This window comes from Colwellia sp. SU-HH01172 (assembly GCF_057553355.1).
In genome coordinates this window covers 1,233,288-1,252,257 of record NZ_BAAJMB010000001.1, presented here as the reverse complement: position 1 = coordinate 1,252,257, position 18,970 = coordinate 1,233,288, and the positions used below count along the sequence as shown (strand labels likewise).

Genomic DNA, 18,970 nt, shown 5'->3' with positions numbered 1-18,970 from the left:
TTATTTTATTGGACGAAATAATATGAGAATAGTTCTAGGGTAATCAATTTTGTACTAACAAAGCAATATTTTGCTATTTTTGATAGGTAATCAGGTCTAATCCGTTATAATTAGGTTGCATTATCGAACTAAGAGTCGAACTAAAGGATCCGCTTTGAAATCAAACGATAATAACATTAAAACTAGTCGTCAGATTCCGGTAAAGAATGTCGAAATTCATCAGCCAGATAAAAGTGGCGCGTATAAACCCCGCGACCAAATTTATGTTCGTAAGGTAGAAGGCATATTTCAAAAAATACGTCAGAAAATGAATTTTTTCTTTTTGGCATTATTTGCCTTATTACCTTGGCTTCAATACGAAGGTCATCAAGCAATTTTGTTTGATATTAGCGAGCAACGTTTCACTTTGTGGAGCGTGACCTTGTGGCCACAAGATTTAACCTTGTTAGCGTGGATATTTATTCTTAGTGCCTTCTTGCTATTCTTTATCACGACATTTCTAGGCAGAGTTTGGTGTGGTTATCTTTGCCCTCAAACTGTATGGACCTTTATTTTTATTTGGTTTGAAGAAAAAATTGAAGGCAGCGCCAACCAAAGGAAAAAACTGGATAGCCAGCCTCTCAATGCCAATAAATTTTGGCGTAAAGCACTGAAGCATTTTTGTTGGGGCTTCTTTTCAATATTAACGGCGTTAACCTTTGCCGGGTATTTTGCGCCAGTACATGAAGTATTTATCGATTTCTTCACCTTTAACGCCTCCTTTACCTTAGCGGCAACCGTTTGGTTTTTTGCCTTTTGTACTTATGGTAACGCTGGCTGGATGCGTGAGATCATGTGTTTGCATATGTGTCCTTATGCACGTTTTCAATCGGCCATGTTTGATAAAGATACCTTAACGGTATCTTACGACGCTAAACGTGGTGAAAATCGCGGTCCTCGTTCGAGAAAGCAAGATCCGAAAGAGCTAGGGCTAGGAGATTGTATTGATTGTAATTTGTGTGTACAGGTTTGCCCAACCGGTATTGATATTCGTAATGGCCTGCAATATGAGTGTATAAACTGTGGTGCCTGTGTTGATGCCTGTGACGGTGTTATGGACCGCATGAAGTATGATAAAGGGCTAATTCGTTACACCACTGAACATGAATTAGCCGGTAAAAAGGTCCACTTTATTCGGGGCAAACTTGTTGGCTATGCGATTGTATTGGTTGTCATGACCAGCTTATTGATCATGGAAATGGCCAGTCGTGTACCGGTTTCTATGGATATTATTCGTGATAGAACAGAATTGGCAAAAGAGAACTTTAATGGTGATATTGAAAATGTATATACCCTTAAAATTCTCAACAAATCACAAAAAGACAACCGTTATCGTGTTTCGGTAAAAGGCATCGAAAATACTAAGTGGCATGGTGAACAAGAAATTTTTGTTAAGGCGGCAACCGTGTATACTTTGCCAATTAGTATTTCAGTCGATCCATACGAATTAGAAGGTTATATGACAGATATTAGTTTTGTGATTGAGTTAGTGTCAGATACGGATGAGGTTAAGCTTGAACATGAAAGCCGCTTCTTTAATAAGCGCTAATGTCGGTATTTGATTTTACCTCACTGTCGCCAGATTTAATTCTTGATGGTTTGGAAAGCGCAGGCTTAACAGTTGATAGCGGCTTATTAGCCTTGAACAGTTATGAAAATCGGGTTTATCAATTTCATGATAATGATAAAACCAAGTATGTGACTAAATTTTATCGACCACAGCGCTGGAGCGAAGCGCAAATTCGTGAAGAGCATGAGTTTGCCTTTGAATTAGATGCTAATGAATTACCTTTAGTTGCACCATTAAAAATTGATGGTGAGTCGCTATTTAGCTATCAAGGTTATCACTTTGCTTTATTCCCTTGTCGCGGCGGTCGTATTTTTGAAGTTGACAACCTTGACCAACTTGAATGGATGGGACGATTTTTAGGCCGTATTCACGCGGTGGCAGCAAAAAAAGACTTTACCGAGCGGCCAACCTTCAATAGCGAAGAAATGCTCCAGCATGCTCAACAGATTATTGAAGACTCAACGTTTGTGCCTAAAAGCCTCAACTTGGCTTTTTTCACGATATTAGAGCAAGTGATTAACGTAGCAAGTAAGCAGTACCAACCAAGATCACAAATTCGTCTTCACGGTGATTGCCATGCCGGTAATATTTTGTGGACCGATGCCGGGCCACATTTTGTTGATTTAGATGATTGTCGAATGGGGCCGGCGGTGCAAGATCTTTGGATGATGCTTAGTGGCGATCGCCAACAGCAGTTATTACAGCTTGATACCTTATTAATGGGCTACGAGGAGTTTTGTAGCTTTGAGACCAATCAATTGCCTTTAATTGAATCATTGCGTACTATGCGGGTAGTTAATTATATGGCATGGCTATGTAAACGTTGGCAAGATCCTGCGTTCCCACATAACTTTCCTTGGTTTAATACCGAGAAATACTGGGAGCAACAAATTCTAATGCTTAAAGAGCAAATGTCGGCGTTACAGCAGCCTCCGCTTAGTTTACTGCCATAGGAAAGGCGCTAGACGCTGTAGATTTTATTTTATTAATGATTAGGAATGATAATTTTATGAAAAAGTTAGTGAGTTTATTCGCTTTGATGTTGTTACCAGTATTTGCTTTTGCGGCGAATTATACTGAAGGCGAGCATTACACTAAGGTTAATGAAGAAATTACTGCAAAGCCAGAAGTGCGTGAATTCTTCTCTTTTTATTGCCCGCATTGTTTTCAGTTTGAACCTTTTATGGCGAAACTAAAAACTTCACTTGCTGATGGTGCTAAGTTTGAAATGAACCATGTTGACTTCTTACGTGCTGCTTCTCCTAAAGTACAGCAAATGCTAAGTAAAGCAGTTGTTGTTGCACATCAAATGGGCGTAGAGAAAAAAGTTATTGGCGCATTATTTAACTATATTCACGTACAAAGAGCCGTATTCACTTCTGAAAAAGATATTCGTAATGTTTTTGTTTTAAACGGTGCTGACGGCGAAAAATTTGATAAATTAATGAAAAGCTTTGGCGTAGTAAGTAAAGCAAAAGCAATGAAAAAACAACAAGACCATTTTGCTAAAAAAGGCGCTTTAACGGGGGTTCCGGCTGTTATTGTTAACGGTAAGTACCGTGTTGAAGCAAGAGGCCTAGATAAGAATAACTTTGAACAAGATTACATTAATTTGGTAAATCACTTATTAACCTTAAAATAACGGCATAAGTTTTTTGAGAAGAAAGAGGCTACGGCCTCTTTTTTTATTGCTAAAAAGAAATTATTTAACCCGAGATCAGGTTATTTAGTCAGCTTAGCGTCAGGTTATTTTTAGTTTTTCGATAAAGGTAACTGCCTAACGCCAATGCGAGTCCTAGCAGGAAAATACTGACTATCAGCTGTTGTTGACCATTTACTTGCAAGCCAGACCCCATCAATGAAAATACCACCATTTGTGGCACAAAACCCAGCGCTGAACCTAATACATATGGCTTAACAGGCGAGCGTGCAGTACCGGCAAGTATGTTGGTCAGAAAGTTAGAGCCAGCGGGTAATAATCGAATGATTAGCGCTTTTAGGAAAGTATCGTGGCTAAAAAAATGACTAACTTTCGTTAACGGTTTTGGGTAGCGCTGTTGAACAATACCAGCAAGTAGCTTGCGGGCGAGTAATAGTGTCAGTATACAAGCAAAAACCGCTGATATCATTGCGACTAAAAGGCCGTAGCTTGCGCCGAATAAAAAGCCGGCACTCAAGGCGGCTATTTGTCGGGGTAGGCCAACGGCCATAGCTGGCGTTAGGATGAGGGTTAATATCAGAGCACCAAGTAGCGTTTTCGGTATCAAGGCATTTAAATAATTTTGCAAGTCTACGTTGTAATCACCCAGCAAGGCTGTCGCTAAAGTTAGCGCTAAAAATAATGACAAAACTGTCGCGAACATGGCAAGTTTAAGCGCTGGTTTCTTTGTTAACACGATATTATTTGTTGCTCTGATGTGGAGCGTGACACCAGCTTTGCTTTTTATTTTTACCTGAGTATATTTTGGCAAAGCCAGCAGCGAGTAAGCTCTCTGCTAAATTTTCTCCATCAATAAATACGTCTGCAGTAATGCGAAAATACTTCCCTCGGTTAAGGTGTTTTAATTCAATTTTAGCAGCGTGGCTTAACTTGTTTTTTGTGAATGCTTTGGCTTTCAAAGCCAATTGTTTTTCACTAGGGCATTTGGCCCTAAGTTCAGGCGTATCAATATTATTGATACGTATTGGCGCATTCTTGCCAATTAATGCTGGCCACTGGTCAATATCAACACGAAAGGTGTCGCCGTCATAAACATTTGTAACACGGCTAACGATAACATTACCGTAATCTGCAGCGGCGAGTTGGTTGGAAATGCATAGTAAGCAAAGTAAAACTTTCGACAACATTGGCATATTTAACACTGTGCTAATACGAAATAAAGCGGTATTTTGCGCTGCATTGCGAGTAAAAACAAGCCAGCGGGGCTTAATGGCAGTGTTTTTTTATCAGAGAATGACTAGGGGCTGTTGATCTTTCCGTTTATAATTCTGTTGCACGTGAAAAAGGTGGCTATCACGGCACTTAATGTGAAAATTGGTTATTCTAAATGTACGTTAAGTACAGATTATCAGTTCCAAACATAACCTAAGTGTTTAATTCGTTGGCTAAATTTTTAAGAATTTTAGCTTTTGCTGTATTAAATTCATCTTCAGATAAGTAGCCCTGCTTTTTCATCCCAATAAGCTTATCAAGTGCTGCAATTAGTTCGGTATCTTGATTTGTGCTCTCTGCATTATTTAGCTTAACCGAATCTGCTTTATTTGAGGTGCTCGCTATGGCTATATGACCATCTATTTGCTCAGTTTTTTCCTGCTTTAATGCTGGCGGCGGCTGGCTTTTTGAGTTTACGACATCGGATGTTTTTTCAGCTGCTAGCTTGACTCGAATTTTACGTTTATCGGTATTTTCGGCGTTTATATATTGAGCAAACAACCAATGCCAGTCGATTACCTTTTTGAGGACCTTATTATATTTGAGTTTAGTGTGGCGAACATTACCAACACGATAATAAAGGCAAAATAGGTATTGGCTGTTTTCATCGCCACTTAAGCGCAATTGAATTTTTCGCTGTTTGCCATCAATCATTTTGAATCTATGCTCTTTGGCGAAAATTATTTGTAGTTGTTCTTCGAGTGCATTTGAAAAGCCGTGCTCAGCATCGGCGCTAACTATCGAAATAATTTCGTCATTTAACAACAATTCACTGCGCTTTAGTGATGAAAATTTTACAATTTGTTCAACTGAGTGATTATGCCGCTTATATAGCGATAGCGTTTGAGTTGCAGCATTGACGTCAAAATTCGCCCACTGCTGATATAAAAAGTGTTGCTGTTTCTTTGAGTTAAACCTGATATACCATAAACAACTTACAACTAGTGCCACAATAACTAAGAAAGTTAATACCCCGTTATTACTATCATTACTATTCGCTATTGGTTCGCTAGCTGCCACCGTCTTCTTTATCGCAACTTGTGCAGCTTTAACGGCATATAATCGTTGTCGATTATGCTCAAGCAATAATAATTCATTGTCATAATTTTTGTGCAAACTAAATTTTCCAGTTGCCGTAGCTTGCGAAATATTATCTTGGTTTAGCGTTGATAATACCTGTGCCGGGTGTGATGTGTCAGATGTTAATACTTGAAGTTGCCAACCATTTTCCACTTGGTTTAATTGTAATATTTGTCCCCAAAGGTTTTTTAATTCTCTACCGTGATAAAGGATTGCCTGGCTGCTAATGATGCTGCTGGTATTTGTTAATTTATTAGGCTCTGGCAAGCCATCTATTCGCCAATCTTCGCCTAATTTTGTTTGAATAAAGCTGTGCCCTTGGGCATTTTTTACTTGGATAAGTAGCGAGTTTTCCGTTTTTTTCACCCAATCAAAATTGACAATATTTTCATTCACTATTAAGGCGATTTCATTGCGAATATTGGTTTTTTTTATAAAAGGGTTGTTGGCAGGTATGGTGTAACTCTGCAAACCAAATCGTTCTGGTTTGATACGTAAAATAGTACCTGAATATATTGCTTGCGCTGATTTTAAGGCATTTTTAGTTTTTGGTAACAGCGCGTAAAGTAAACCAAAGTCGTCGTGCCAAGACTCAGTGTAGGGGTTAAAACTTAATTGCCTGATTGCTTCTGCTTTATTGTGGATAGCGATTCGAATGACTTCATGCTGAGCGACAATTTTAGTGTCTTGATTCAATGGTTTTCTGAGTTGCCAGCGCATAATTACCGTGTCGTAAGGTAAGGTTGCGCTTTCATCTACTTGGGCTTGATCTTGGGTGTTTTCATTTTGCTTAGTAGTGCTTTCAATATGGGCTGTATAGAAAGTGTTGTAGCCTGTACGATCTCGAAAGTTAAAACTTGGGTCTTGTGCTATTGCGGTTAAGGATACGATATTTTTTTTCAGTCGACTGTTAAGATCTAATAACGGAATATTATTAATTTGCTGATCTTTTAGGGAATAAACTTTACCGTGTTTGGTGGTAAGAAAATACTCATCTTCGCTACCTGTAATAGGCATTACGGTTTGCCACTCATCTTGTTGCAATTGAACAGAAGAGAATTCAGCAATAGCTGATAATTCAAGTTCAGATGAGGTTTGTTCAGAGGCCAGTATCGCAGCACTGAAAACAATCAAGACAAAGTAAAGAAAATACTTTTTACCTATAATAAGCCAGCTATCTATATCCATAAAGCTGTAAAATCCTTAAAATTAATGATGTACCAGCGCTCTTTATTGTTTGGTAAGCAATACTGCCTGATGAGCGTCTATAAATTGATTTTTATTCTTATTATTCAGATAGCTTAATTTTCCGTCAACTATTATTTGATCATTTTTATTGCCATGTTCGACAATATAAAGCGCTTGCTTGCCCCAGATATGAATAGGCCTTTGTATAGTTACTATGTGGCTTTGTTGGGTGATTGCCGAGTAAATACTTTGTTTTGACTCGACGGTAATTTCAATCAACTCTTTGTTGTTCTCAGTCATGATGAGATTAATGTCGGAGCTAATTGTGCCACTGTAATGAATTTGGTTGACTGATTGCGCATAGCCTTTTGGGTAAGTTTGTGCATAGCTGGCGTGGATAATTTCGCGATTATTTTTTTTGCTATTAATTAAATAACCTTGCAGTAAAAGAATATCGCCCTTTTCGGCATGAATTAATGCTCGGTCAACAATATCGCCAATGACTTTCACCGTATGATAACTGGTCCACTCTTTGAATTTGTTATTGGCTTTATCAAACCAACGACTGTGAGTAGCTAAGGTTAATTCAGCCACCGCAATCACCGGATTTGCTTGATAACGAATATCAGGCTTGCTTACTAGATTGCCCAGCAAAGTAACTGTGCATAAATGGTTGTTTGGTGTTTCGGTTAACATAGGTTTCTTTTGGTTCAGTTAAAATGGTCTAACGAAATAGTTTTTCAAACTAAGATGTAAGGTTGAAACGCTAAGTATGTATCGCTTACAGAAGAAATTGACTATGAATTTCTGTGTCGAATAAGTTTTTAATAAGTATTGAAAATTCTTTAATAAATGCTAACTGATCATTGGTTACCGCATTGTTGACGACACCGGAGAGAATTTCTTGTAAGTCGTAAACTATGGCATCAATTTCTCGGATAATGGTATTGCGTTGGTTGAAAGTGAGCCCTTCATTCTGGTTGCATAGCGTAATGATTTGCTCACTCATCTCAGCTTCAATGACTTCCAGCACAGTGTTATTTGTCGAAACATTGGCACTATTTTCGAATAAATTTAAATGTGCTGTTAAGTACTCAATAATATGGATATAACCTTCTGTATCGGTAACCATTTCATACAACTATTTATTAATTCATCGTTCTACTTTACTCGTAAATTAAGGTTGTGATCAAGTCGAAGGGCAATAAGAGCTTAAAGTTCTCGTTAATTACTGTTTTTGATAATTTATTTTGTTACAAGCCGTTATTTTATCAATCAAGTTTAATAACAATTGCTTCACTTTTTACTCTAATCACTAACATCAATAGCACTTCAAAAACTTATCAATAAATGGCATTTATTTCAAAAATGTGTGTAATTTGTTGCAAAGTGTGTATTTGAGTTTTATTTTTTTGTGTTTGTAAGTGTAACTGATTGTTTTTAAATTGTAATACTTGCTTATATTTTTAGTGTAATTGTAAGGTATATTGTATCCTCATGTTTTTCAACTGTACTTAAAATTGTACAATTTTGTATGTTTTTATAAACTAATTTAAAGGGCTTATATTTATTAGTTTTTTATTTTCAATGGTTTATCTTGTTTTTTTGTTGTGGTGAGTTTTGGTTATATTATATTCAAAATTGCTAATAAAAGTGTTGAAATTATTTCCAATTCAAGCAAAGATAGTGTAGTTGTTACAAATTGAAATATTTTGTAACATAAGCAATAAAAACAAAAACAAAAAACAAGTCCAGAGAGAAACAAAATCATGAGAAATAATATTTCTAAAACATTTAAACGCTCAATGACAGCTGCGGCTGTTTCATTGTCGCTAGGAATGGCTATACCAGCTGTTGCAAATACGACAACGGGTTATATTACGGGCCACTCTGTCACACAAAACGGTAGTGAATTAGCATCAGTAACTATTAAAATTGTTAATACAGAAACAGGTTTATCTCGTTCTGTAACTTCTGATGCTGAAGGCTCATTCCGCTTCCCACTTCTACCACCGGGTGTTTATGACATTACAGCTGAAAAAAATGGCTTTCAGGTAACAGAGCAAAAAGGTGTTCCTGTTGGTATGGGCGGTAAGGTAAGTCTTGATCTTACAATGGCTGAAGATGATGTTGAGCGAATTGAAGTCACAGGCTCTGCTGTTGCTATGGTTGACATTACTAGCTCGAGTACTGGCATTGTTGTTGATTCCCTAACTTTAGATAAAGTCCCAGTCGCTCGTGACTTCACAGGTGTTGCATTACTTGCTCCGGGTACTACAAAAGGTGACTCTGCGTTTGGTAACACTCCGTCTATTGGTGGTGCCTCGGTTGCTGAAAATGCTTACTATGTAAATGGGCTAAATATTACAAACTTCCGTACAGGTGTCGGTTCAAGTCAACCACCATTTGAAATGTACGAGTCATTTGAAGTTAAAACAGGTGGTTATTCTGCTGAATTCGGTCGTGTTACTGGCGGTGTAATTAATGCGAAAACTAAAAGCGGTTCAAATGAATTTAAAGCTGGTATAAATGTTTTTTATGAACCAGATGCTTTTCGTGAAGACAAAAAGTCTCCAAAGAGAGCTGACGGTACTTATCGTATAGATAATACTGCTGATGAAAATGATTTCTATGAAGTGAACTTATGGGCAAGTGGTGCAATTATTAAAGATACATTGTTCTATTATGCATTGTATAGTCCACGTAAAGATGAGTTTCAGTATAATGGCTCTCAAACATCAACACCAGACGGCATCGCTCAAAGTAAGTATACTGAAGATAGTGATGACGCTTTCTGGGGCGCGAAAGTTGATTGGTATATCAATGAAAATAACATCTTAGAGGTTACAGCATTCTCAGATGAGCAGACAGTAACGACGTTCCGTACTGATTATACCGGCGCTAATGCAGAAGCACCAAAAGAATCATTTTCGGATGAAGGTGGCTTAAACTACACCGCTAAATTTACTTCAATTATTACTGATGATTTTTCAATATCATTACAATATGGTGTGAATGAAACCGATAGAACTGCAGGTAGTGTTTTAGATGCTAACCCAGCTGTTTATTATAATTACACCGCTGGTGGTGGTTTTGTTCCAGGTGGTAATTTTGCTAACTTCTCTATTGGTGAAGGTGAAGATAAGCGTGAAGTTTATCGTATAGATGCTGACTGGTACTTAGGTGATCATGAGTTACGTTTTGGTATTGACTCGGAAAAACTTACAGCTATACAGCAGACTGTTAACTCAGGTGGTGCATACTACTTATATGTTGTAGGCGCGGATAATGAAACTATTGATTACGTTCGTCACCGCACATACAGCAGTGGTGGCGAGTTTGATTCAGAAAACTTTGCGTTTTATATTCAAGATCAGTGGCAAGCAACTGATAACTTAGTTATCAATGCCGGTCTTCGTAATGATTCTTTTGAGAACTTTAATGGTGCAGGTGACTCATTTGTTAAGTTGGAAGATCAGTGGGCACTACGTTTAGGCGCTGTATATGACATCAATGGTGATGGCGAATCAAAAGTTTGGGCAAGTTATGGTCGTTATTTCCTTCCTGTTGCAGCAAATACTAATATTCGTTTAGCGGGTGCGGAAACATATATTCAAGATTACTACAACTATAATGGTATGAGTAGTGATGGATTGGATATTCCTGACTTAAATGGCGGTACATATACCGGCCGTCCTCAAGACGTGTTCTCTGATGGTGATGTTCCTGAAACCGCAGCTATTGTAGACTCTTCGATTGACCCTATGTACTCAGATGAATTTATTGCTGGTTATCAGTTCCAACTAAACGATGAATGGAGTATGGCAATTCAAGGTACATATCGTGAATTGTCTACTACAATCGAAGATGTTGCGATTGATTATGGCTTTAATCAGTATTTAGAACGTGAGTTTGGTTCATCTTGTACTGAATGTAGTGGTTTCCATTACTATGTTCTAACGAACCCAAATACTGACTTAACTGTTACAACAGACCCTGATGGTGATGGCCCGTTAGCTAATCAAGCGTACACTATTCCAAAAGAAGATTTGAACTACCCTGATGCAGTGCGTAAATATGCCGCGGTAGATGTTACAGTGAGTAAAGAGTGGGACGGTAAATGGATGTTTACTGGTACTTACACTTGGTCGCATAGTTGGGGTAATAACGAAGGTTATGTTCGCTCAGATAATGGTCAAGATGATGCTGGTTTAACAACTAACTTTGACCAACCGGGATTATTAGATGGTGGTTACGGTAATTTGCCGAACGACAGACGTCACTCAGTTAAATTATTTGGTTCATATCAAATAAATGATGACTTCAACGTGGGTGCCAACTTCTCTTGGCAGTCTGGTAAACCTCGTAGTGCTTTTGGTTTCCACCCAACAGATGTATTTGCTCAAGCTTATAGTTCTGAGTCATTCTACAAAGGTGGTGAACTTGCGTCTCGTGGTTCTGAAGGAACTACTGGTTCTGTTTGGTATGTTGACTTAACAGCAAGTTACGATATCAAAGTTGGTGATTTTGACGTGAACTTACGCGCAGATATTTTCAATGTATTTAACAACGATACAGCAACGGAATACAATGAAATTTATGATGATGAAGCCCTTACATCATTTGATGCTAATGGTGTAGGTACATATTTTGTTGACCCGGACTACGGTACAGAAGCTAACTGGCAAACACCACGTTACGTGCGTTTAAGCGCTTCAGTACGTTTCTAGAACAAGGATCTGTCAATCCCTGAATTAAAAACCTCGCTAAGCGAGGTTTTTTTATGTCTAAAATATGTGAAGAGTAACATTTTGTGCAGTCTTACCTGAGTGAAATAAAGGTAGAATATGTAACTATCACATAATATTAGCCCGTAATTTCTCCAAATTAATTGCTAAATAGAAAATCTTTCGTTACATATGTGAACACACCCATTACAACTATTCGACTTATTCAGTCCACTATATTAATACAAGGAACTTAAAGCATTGCTTGTATTAATATGACAATAGTGGAGAAACGTATGAATTTTAAAAGAATAGTATTATCATTTTTTATTGTAAGCACATTTACGTCAGTAACACAGGCTACCGAAGTTATTGCGGCTGATAGCTCAAAATTTACTAAATTATGCATAGTAGCATTAAATGGCAACCGAGCAGCAATGCATAGCAATATTAAGGCATCAGGCTACTCTCAGGACTTTATTATCAGTAATGTAAGGTGTAACGGAGAAAATTTTTTAACGTTTGTTGAGCAATACGGGAAAAATGCAGATTCAATGCTACGAATTTTAAATAGAGGTGAAAGATCGACGTCAATAACAGATTTTGCGAAAGCAAGCAACTAACAATAAGAGCTGATTTTTAAAGCTCCCTTAATTTAGGTAAGAGAGCTTTAAAGCTTTGTTAATTTGACTTCAATTGTTGCTTGTAACTAGAGAATGGCTTCAAATATTTTTTTACTTGTACGTTGGAGTTAATAGAGTCGGCGTGTAATGGTTCTCTAACTTGCCCTACACTTGCTGTTTGAACCAAAGACTTCTTCTTGTGAAATGATAAAATATCGCTTTCAAAATCTAATCCCAAACTTGTAAGGCATAATTTTATTGTCTCCTCTGGTGACTCGATTAAGTCTTCATAGGATATTTGAATAATACGTTTTCCAAGTAAGCTCTGCCAGTGCTCGGTCAACCGCTCTTCATGATGGAAAAAAGAAGCGATATTCCTGAGATTATAGCTCCAATTATTACCCCGATTAAAAAAGTTACGAAAACATGACCATGCATTGTCTTCACTATTCCTAACTATTCGTATAATTGTGGCATTGGGAAATACTTTAGAAATTACACCTAACTGGTGATTTAAATTTAGCGTTTTGTCTATTATTGGTAGATTATTACTAAATTGCTGTGAGCGTAAATGAGAATAATCCTCTTGTATTTTACTTAGTATCGCTAGCTTATCTTCATCGCTTTCTGAAGGTAAGTTATTAATGTTAGACTGGCCAATTTCAGCAATACTATAAGTAAGGTACTTTAGTTCTCCCCCTTCGCCAATATTGGTATGTGCACTAAGAATTTGTTGCAGTAATGTCGTTCCACTTCTTGGTAGGCCTATAATAAATATCGGTTGGCTTGTCTCTTCATTGTCAATACTCGGCAGGGAGTCAAGGAACGCTTTAGTTTGTTTTGCTATAATTTCATTGATAAAGTCACAATGCTGTTTCTCTGAATAAGTGTTTTCATTATTCATCAAACCACAACCATGTGCGAAATGTGAAAATGCTTTTTCTGAATTATTTACATCTAATTCTGCTTTACCTAATGCGAACCAAAATGGGGCACTTTGAGTTTTGTTGTTAAAGTCGTGCTTTATTGAAGTTATTTTACTGTATATTTCATCGTTAAGCTGAAATTTGTAAATTGCAGATAGGGTTAACCAAGAAATCGCAGACTTTGGAACAATATCCAGTAGTTTCAGCAGGTATTCCTTAGCAAGCTCTATATTCCCTATTTGACTATGTGTTGTTCCTAAAAAATGGAGTACATCGGGTGTGGGTTGCCCTTTTAATAACGGAGAGACAAGTTCAATTGCTTCCTTGACTTGCCTGCATTCAGCAAGAATAGCAGCACTTTGTATTATTCTTTTAGGTTCATTTGGATTTATTGCTAAATAATTTTTACTACATGATATTGCTGTTTTAAATTCACCTATTGATATTGCTAGTCTAGTTAGACCGCCCCAATTATCTTTAAGATCGGCATCCGTCTCTAATAGCTTTTTAATTTTTTTTATTGCGTCACTGCGTTTATGACTTTTAACATCAGCTAGCGCACTATTTGCTAATTCTAGATTATTCAATGTACTATCTTCTTAAAAAATGGTGGTTCAAGACTACTACATATTCATTTTAATTAGGAGGTATTATTGTGGTGTGAAAGCGAGAAAATATATATTTTGGTAAAATTAAAATAGCGCTAAATTTTTAGATAATTCTTAGCGCTATCTTATTTGGAAGTGTAACTAGGCAGCGTTGGTGCTTTCAAAAATTTTGTCGGCAGATGCAGCAACAAAACCTGTGTAAAGTTCACCATTTTCCATTGGATAGCGTTTGGCGAACTCATAAAAACAGCTAGGTATAGCAACGGTTTTATCAGAAAACTTAACCAATACGTGATCCGCCATGGTTGATGATTGCTCAAGTTTTACTTCTTCATCACCTTTGATTTCGCCACCAGCACTGTTCAATGTAAAACCACCGGCTTTAACCGCGTCGTTAACCGATTCAATTGAATCATAGTTTTCTAAGTGGTTAATGCTAACGGTAAAGTGGTTTGCACGATAACCCCAAGCTGCAACCCAAGCTGCGTATTCACTTTCTGCCAACAGATCTAAATACTCTTGATGGCTAACTTGCCAGTGAGTACCTGAATACAAGAAGCTTTCAACGTTAATATCGCCTTCGTTGATGTTGGCTACCATTTTTCCAATGATCTCTTGTACGCGTGGTGAGAACTCTTCAACTAACAACTCACTGATAAATACTTTTGGTAAGCTAGTGTCGGTATGTTCAAAATGTTTTGCGTATAATTTTTTCGCTGCAAAATGGTATTCGCCACATTCTTTGTAGCCTAAGTTAAGTAAATGAGCAGAAATTTTTTCAATATTAACTTTTGCGATGTTAAAAGTACGGTAAGCAACGTGATCATTAATTAAATCGCTACCTGTGCCTAGCAGCTGATGAACTTTATCAGCTGAAGGAGTTACTTCTAAGTAGTTTTGCCAAATGTTGTTAAATAAATTTTTAACTGGAGTCATGTTAAATTCCTAAATGCATAAAATAAAATTTTTGTCGAGGTTGAGCGTCGATTGAATGGTATGCAAAAGCTATTTAGCTGGATATTTAGTGAATGAGGTTATTCAATAAATATTTAAGACAAGCGTGTTTGATAACCACTCAGAACGGCAGTTATATTTGGTCGATATTTTTAAAAAAGCTGGGACGTATTCCAGCTTTTTTGATTGGGCAGTGAAACTTCATACGATTAGATGATAGGGATTATTTAATCGTTAAGCCTGGGCTTAAGGCTGCAGGTAAGGCAACTTTTTCAGCTTCAACTGATGCAACTGGGTAGGCACAGTAATCAGCCGCATAAAATGCGCTAGCTCTGTGGTTACCACTAGCGCCAATACCACCGAAAGGTGCCGCACTGCTTGCGCCAGTAATTGGCTTGTTCCAGTTGACGATACCGGCACGAATACGACGGAAGAAGTGGTTGTATAACTCTTCGCTGTCACTTAATAAGCCAGCAGATAAACCAAATGAAGTATTGTTAGCTTCGTCAATTGCCGCATCAAAATCAGTGTAACGGTACACTTTTAATAATGGCCCGAAATGCTCATCATCTGGCATATCAGTGATGCTAGTTACATCAACAATACCAGGAGAAATAAAGCCAGTACCTACTTCAAGGTGCTTCATCATCACGATAGATTCGCCACCAAGGTCAAACAATTGCTGTTGAGCGGCAACTAAACCTAACGCCGCTTTTTCAGAAATCATAGAACCAATAAATGGTTGTTCTTCATCGTCATAGTAACCAATCTTAATCGCTTGCGTGCTAGCAACTAGCTTAGCTAAAATTGCATCGCCGTTCTCGCCAGCTTCAATAAACAAACGACGAGAACAAGTACAACGTTGACCGGTAGTAATGAATGCAGATTGTAAAATGTCGTGTACTACGGCATCAATGTCAGTCACATCTTTTACTATTAATGGGTTATTGCCACCCATTTCAAGCGCTAAAATTTTACCTGGTTGGCCACCAAATTGTTCATGTAAGAAATGACCTGTGGTTGAACTACCAGTAAAGAATAAGCCGTCAATTTGTGGATGACTTGCTAATGCTTTGCCGGTTTCAACTTCACCTTGTACCATGTTAATTACGCCAGCGGGTAAGCCAGCTTGTAACCATAGTTTCAAGGTTTCTTCAGCAACCATAGGGGTTAATTCACTTGGTTTGAAAACCACGGTATTACCGGCGATAAGTGCTGGAACGATATGACCGTTAGGCAAATGACCTGGGAAGTTGTAAGGGCCGTATACCGCAACAACGCCATGAGGCTTGTGACGAATAAAGGCTTTTGCACCCGGCATAGGGTTTTCAACTGTGCCGGTACGCTCTTCGTTTGCACGCACAGAAATAGCAATTTTACCGACCATAGCGCCAACTTCAGTACGCGTTTCCCAAAGTGGTTTACCGGTTTCAAGTGCGATAGTGGTGGCAAATGCTTCTTTGTTTTCAGTTAATAATTCAGAAAACTTAACGGTAATGGCAATACGTTCTTCAATTGGCATATTAGACCAAGTTTCAAAAGCCGTACGCGCAGCCATAACGGCTTCATCAACTTGTGCTGGTGATGCTGTATTACCCTGCCAAATCACTTCATTTTTAGCGGGGTTTTTGGAAAATATTTCATGGCCTAAACCGGCTGTCCAGTGACCATTTATTAATTGTATATTGTGTGACATTCTTTATTCCTCTGCGCGTTTATCGCAAATGAGTATAGTATTTAATTGAGACTCTGATTAATTAGACACTAGGCGAACCCAGTCCCCTTCATTAACCATTAATGCATCTGCAACCGCTTGTGATAACACCACTTGATTAGCAGTTTCACGTAACAATACCGGCGCCTGTGTTGCTCTAAAGTCTGCTACTTTGCTATTACAAATAATATATTTGTTATCGCTTGCTACATCGCCAATTAATACTTGGCATTTTTGGCTTTGACGGACTGTTTTTACTAAAGAGGTTTGAGTTTCAACTGTAGGACCGCCGTCAAAAATATCAACATAGCCTCGACGAGAGAAACCTTCCGCTTCTAGTAATCTTAATGCCGGTACTGTTTTTGGATGTACCTTATTAATCACCTTTTGCGCTTCTGGGCTAAGCAAGTTGACATAAATTGGGTATTTTGGCATTAATTCAGCAATGAATACCTTTTTACCTATTCCGGTTAAGTAATCTGCGGTCGGGAAGTCTAGCGAGAAAAAATGTTCCTCTAACCACTTCCAAAATGGTGATGAGCCGTCTTCATCTGAAACACCACGCATTTCCGCGATAACCGTTTCTGAAAAACGTTCAGTATGCTCTGCCATAAACAAGAAACGAAAACGAGATAAGAAACGTCCGTTACTATTTTTACGATGGCTTTCACTTAAAAATAAGGTACAAATTTCTGATGCGCCGGTGTAATCGTTACATAGCGACAATGTTTCTACTGTGTTGTAGATATTAAGCTCACGAGAGCTATGCACAACTTTACCTAAATGGTAATGGTAAAATGCATCGTCTAGGCCAACTGCCGCTTCAATACCACTGGTACCAACAACTTCACCGGTTTCGGTATCTTCCATAACGAAAAGGTAACCTTCGTTACCAGGTTCCGTAACCTGACTGGTAAAAGATACTTCTGCGTGTGAAATACGCTTTCTTAGTAATGATTCGTTGACCGGTAGTGATGTAAAACCGTGTCCTGACTCAACAGCAATGCGATGCAAAGCATCGTAATCACTATTTTGTATAGGGCGTATAATAATCATAGGAAACTCTCAATGAGACAACTACATACCCTAAATGAGAATATGTAGTTGCTGTAATAATAGGTATTTTACTTAGCTAATTTAGCTACGGCTTTTTCAAAACGTGCTAAGCCTTCTGCGATATCTTCATTTGGAATCACTAAAGAAGGAGCAAAACGTACAATGTTAGCACCGGCAACTAAAGTCATAACACCTTCCGCCATTGCAGCATTTAAAAAGTCTTTTGCTTTGCCTTGGTAAGCTTCAGTAAGCACGGCACCAATTAATAAACCTTTACCGCGAATTTCACCAAAAACATTGTACTTAGCGTTGATTGCATTTAAACCATCAATGTAAAGTTGTGCTTTTGCTTTTACACCATTTAATACTTCAGGGGTATTTACTGTGTCAAATGCAGCTTCGGCTACCGCACATGCTAATGGGTTACCGCCGTAAGTACTGCCGTGTGTACCAATTTTAAGGTGCTTAGCAATTTCTTTCGTGGTGATCATCGCACCAATTGGGAAACCGCCGCCAAGGGCTTTAGCTGTTGTTAAAATGTCTGGAGTAACATTCAAGCCCATGTATGCGTATAGCTCGCCTAAACGGCCAACACCTGTTTGTACTTCATCAAAAATTAATAATGCGTTATGTTCATTACAAAGTTCACGAACACCTTGGGCAAATTCATCTGTTGGTGAAACAATACCGCCTTCACCTTGTAATGGTTCCATGACAACAGCACAGGTTTTGTCAGAAATTAACGCTTTAACGCTTTCTAAGTTGTTGTATTCAGCATGCACAATATCGCCAGGCTTAGGACCAAAACCATCAGAGTAAGCTGCTTGACCACCAACAGTAACGGTGAAAAAAGTACGACCGTGGAAACCTTGTTTAAAAGCGATGATTTGTGATTTGTCAGCACCATGGTTATCTAAAGCCCAACGACGTGCTAATTTTAATGCCGCTTCGTTAGATTCTGCGCCTGAGTTGGCAAAATATACTTGGTCGGCAAAGGTGTTGTCAGTTAGCTTTTTCGCTAAACGTAACGCTGGCTCGTTAGTCATCACATTTGATAAATGCCAGATTTTGTTTGCTTGCTCAGTTAATGCGCCAACTAATGCAGGATGACAATGTCCTAAACAGTTAACCGCAATGCCACCAGCAAAATCGATAAATTCACGATCTTGTTGATCCCAAACACGTGAACCTGCGCCACGAACAGGGATAACAGCCGACGGTGCATAGTTAGGTACCATAACATCGTCAAATAATTCACGATTTACCGGAAAGTGGTTGGACATTGTAAACTCCTCTCATAATTAGGATATTGTAATCAATATGGGTATTAATTTTGTCGCGCTTGTGCTCAACAAAACTAAAAGAATTAATGAGCGCTAAACAATTTTAAATCTAGCACTAATTAAAAAATAGACAGGGATTATGACAGAAAATTCCAGCATTGTCTTGTCTGATTGCGCTGTAAGCCTTATAAAATAAAGGCTTAGCCGTTTTTATTCAGTATTAGTGCATAACTATGTTTGGCACGTTTTTGCTTGTGTGAAGTGGGGTGC

At 38.1% G+C, this 18,970-nt stretch carries 15 protein-coding genes; 5 read left to right on the top strand and 10 right to left on the bottom strand.

Features of this window, described 5'->3' with window-relative positions:
• Positions 1-154: 154 nt before the first annotated feature.
• The 3 genes from ccoG to AC27JP_RS05550 are packed head-to-tail and all read left to right on the top strand — an operon-like array spanning position 155 to position 3,251.
• Positions 155-1,588, top strand: coding sequence for a cytochrome c oxidase accessory protein CcoG (gene ccoG / locus AC27JP_RS05560; protein ID WP_487112841.1), 1,434 nt, complete (start codon positions 155-157; stop codon positions 1,586-1,588).
• Entirely contained in the window at positions 1,588-2,562 is a 975-nt protein-coding gene (locus AC27JP_RS05555; protein ID WP_487112839.1) for a serine/threonine protein kinase, read from the top strand. The genes ccoG and AC27JP_RS05555 overlap by 1 nt, the downstream gene beginning before the upstream one ends.
• A 56-nt stretch (positions 2,563-2,618) precedes the next feature.
• Positions 2,619-3,251, top strand: a complete 633-nt coding sequence (locus AC27JP_RS05550; RefSeq protein WP_487112837.1) for a thiol:disulfide interchange protein DsbA/DsbL — start codon at positions 2,619-2,621, stop codon at positions 3,249-3,251.
• A gap of 88 nt (positions 3,252-3,339) precedes the next feature.
• On the opposite strand, the gene AC27JP_RS05545 is transcribed toward AC27JP_RS05550, so the two are convergent.
• The 5 genes from AC27JP_RS05545 to AC27JP_RS05525 form a co-directional block, all read right to left on the bottom strand.
• Positions 3,340-4,005 carry a TVP38/TMEM64 family protein gene (locus tag AC27JP_RS05545; protein WP_487112835.1) on the bottom strand — a complete coding sequence of 222 codons (666 nt, stop codon included), beginning with the start codon at positions 4,003-4,005 and terminating at the stop codon, positions 3,340-3,342.
• Positions 4,006-4,009: 4 nt separating this feature from the next.
• Entirely contained in the window at positions 4,010-4,462 is a 453-nt protein-coding gene (locus AC27JP_RS05540) for a thermonuclease family protein (RefSeq protein WP_487112833.1), read from the bottom strand.
• A 232-nt stretch (positions 4,463-4,694) separates the two neighbouring features.
• Positions 4,695-6,809 (bottom strand): PQQ-dependent sugar dehydrogenase family protein, encoded by a 2,115-nt coding sequence (locus AC27JP_RS05535; RefSeq protein ID WP_487112831.1) that lies wholly within the window; start codon positions 6,807-6,809, stop codon positions 4,695-4,697.
• A 42-nt stretch (positions 6,810-6,851) separates the two neighbouring features.
• Positions 6,852-7,505 (bottom strand): single-stranded DNA-binding protein, encoded by a 654-nt coding sequence (locus AC27JP_RS05530; RefSeq protein ID WP_487112830.1) that lies wholly within the window; start codon positions 7,503-7,505, stop codon positions 6,852-6,854.
• Between the two features lie 85 nt (positions 7,506-7,590).
• On the bottom strand, positions 7,591-7,941 hold the full coding sequence (locus tag AC27JP_RS05525; RefSeq protein WP_487112828.1) for a DUF3802 family protein: 351 nt from the start codon (positions 7,939-7,941) through the stop codon (positions 7,591-7,593).
• Positions 7,942-8,578: 637 nt separating this feature from the next.
• Here AC27JP_RS05525 and AC27JP_RS05520 point away from each other — a divergent pair.
• On the top strand, positions 8,579-11,539 hold the full coding sequence (locus AC27JP_RS05520; protein ID WP_487112826.1) for a TonB-dependent receptor: 2,961 nt from the start codon (positions 8,579-8,581) through the stop codon (positions 11,537-11,539).
• 293 nt (positions 11,540-11,832) lie between these two features.
• Entirely contained in the window at positions 11,833-12,159 is a 327-nt protein-coding gene (locus tag AC27JP_RS05515) for a DUF3718 domain-containing protein (RefSeq protein ID WP_487112825.1), read from the top strand.
• A 58-nt stretch (positions 12,160-12,217) separates the two neighbouring features.
• On the opposite strand, the gene AC27JP_RS05510 is transcribed toward AC27JP_RS05515, so the two are convergent.
• From AC27JP_RS05510 to AC27JP_RS05490, 5 genes are all read right to left on the bottom strand, one after another.
• Positions 12,218-13,672, bottom strand: coding sequence for a tetratricopeptide repeat-containing sulfotransferase family protein (locus AC27JP_RS05510; protein ID WP_487112823.1), 1,455 nt, complete (start codon positions 13,670-13,672; stop codon positions 12,218-12,220).
• A 162-nt stretch (positions 13,673-13,834) separates the two neighbouring features.
• Entirely contained in the window at positions 13,835-14,629 is a 795-nt protein-coding gene (locus tag AC27JP_RS05505) for a 2-oxoadipate dioxygenase/decarboxylase family protein (RefSeq protein ID WP_487112821.1), read from the bottom strand.
• Between the two features lie 241 nt (positions 14,630-14,870).
• Positions 14,871-16,343: a succinylglutamate-semialdehyde dehydrogenase gene (gene astD / locus AC27JP_RS05500; protein ID WP_487112819.1), complete on the bottom strand. Its 1,473-nt coding sequence runs from the start codon at positions 16,341-16,343 to the stop codon at positions 14,871-14,873.
• A 57-nt stretch (positions 16,344-16,400) separates the two neighbouring features.
• A complete protein-coding gene (gene astA / locus AC27JP_RS05495; RefSeq protein WP_487112817.1) occupies positions 16,401-17,417 on the bottom strand; it encodes an arginine N-succinyltransferase in 1,017 nt (338 codons plus the stop codon).
• 68 nt (positions 17,418-17,485) lie between these two features.
• A complete protein-coding gene (locus AC27JP_RS05490; RefSeq protein WP_487112815.1) occupies positions 17,486-18,700 on the bottom strand; it encodes an aspartate aminotransferase family protein in 1,215 nt (404 codons plus the stop codon).
• Between the last annotated feature and the right edge of the window lie 270 nt (positions 18,701-18,970).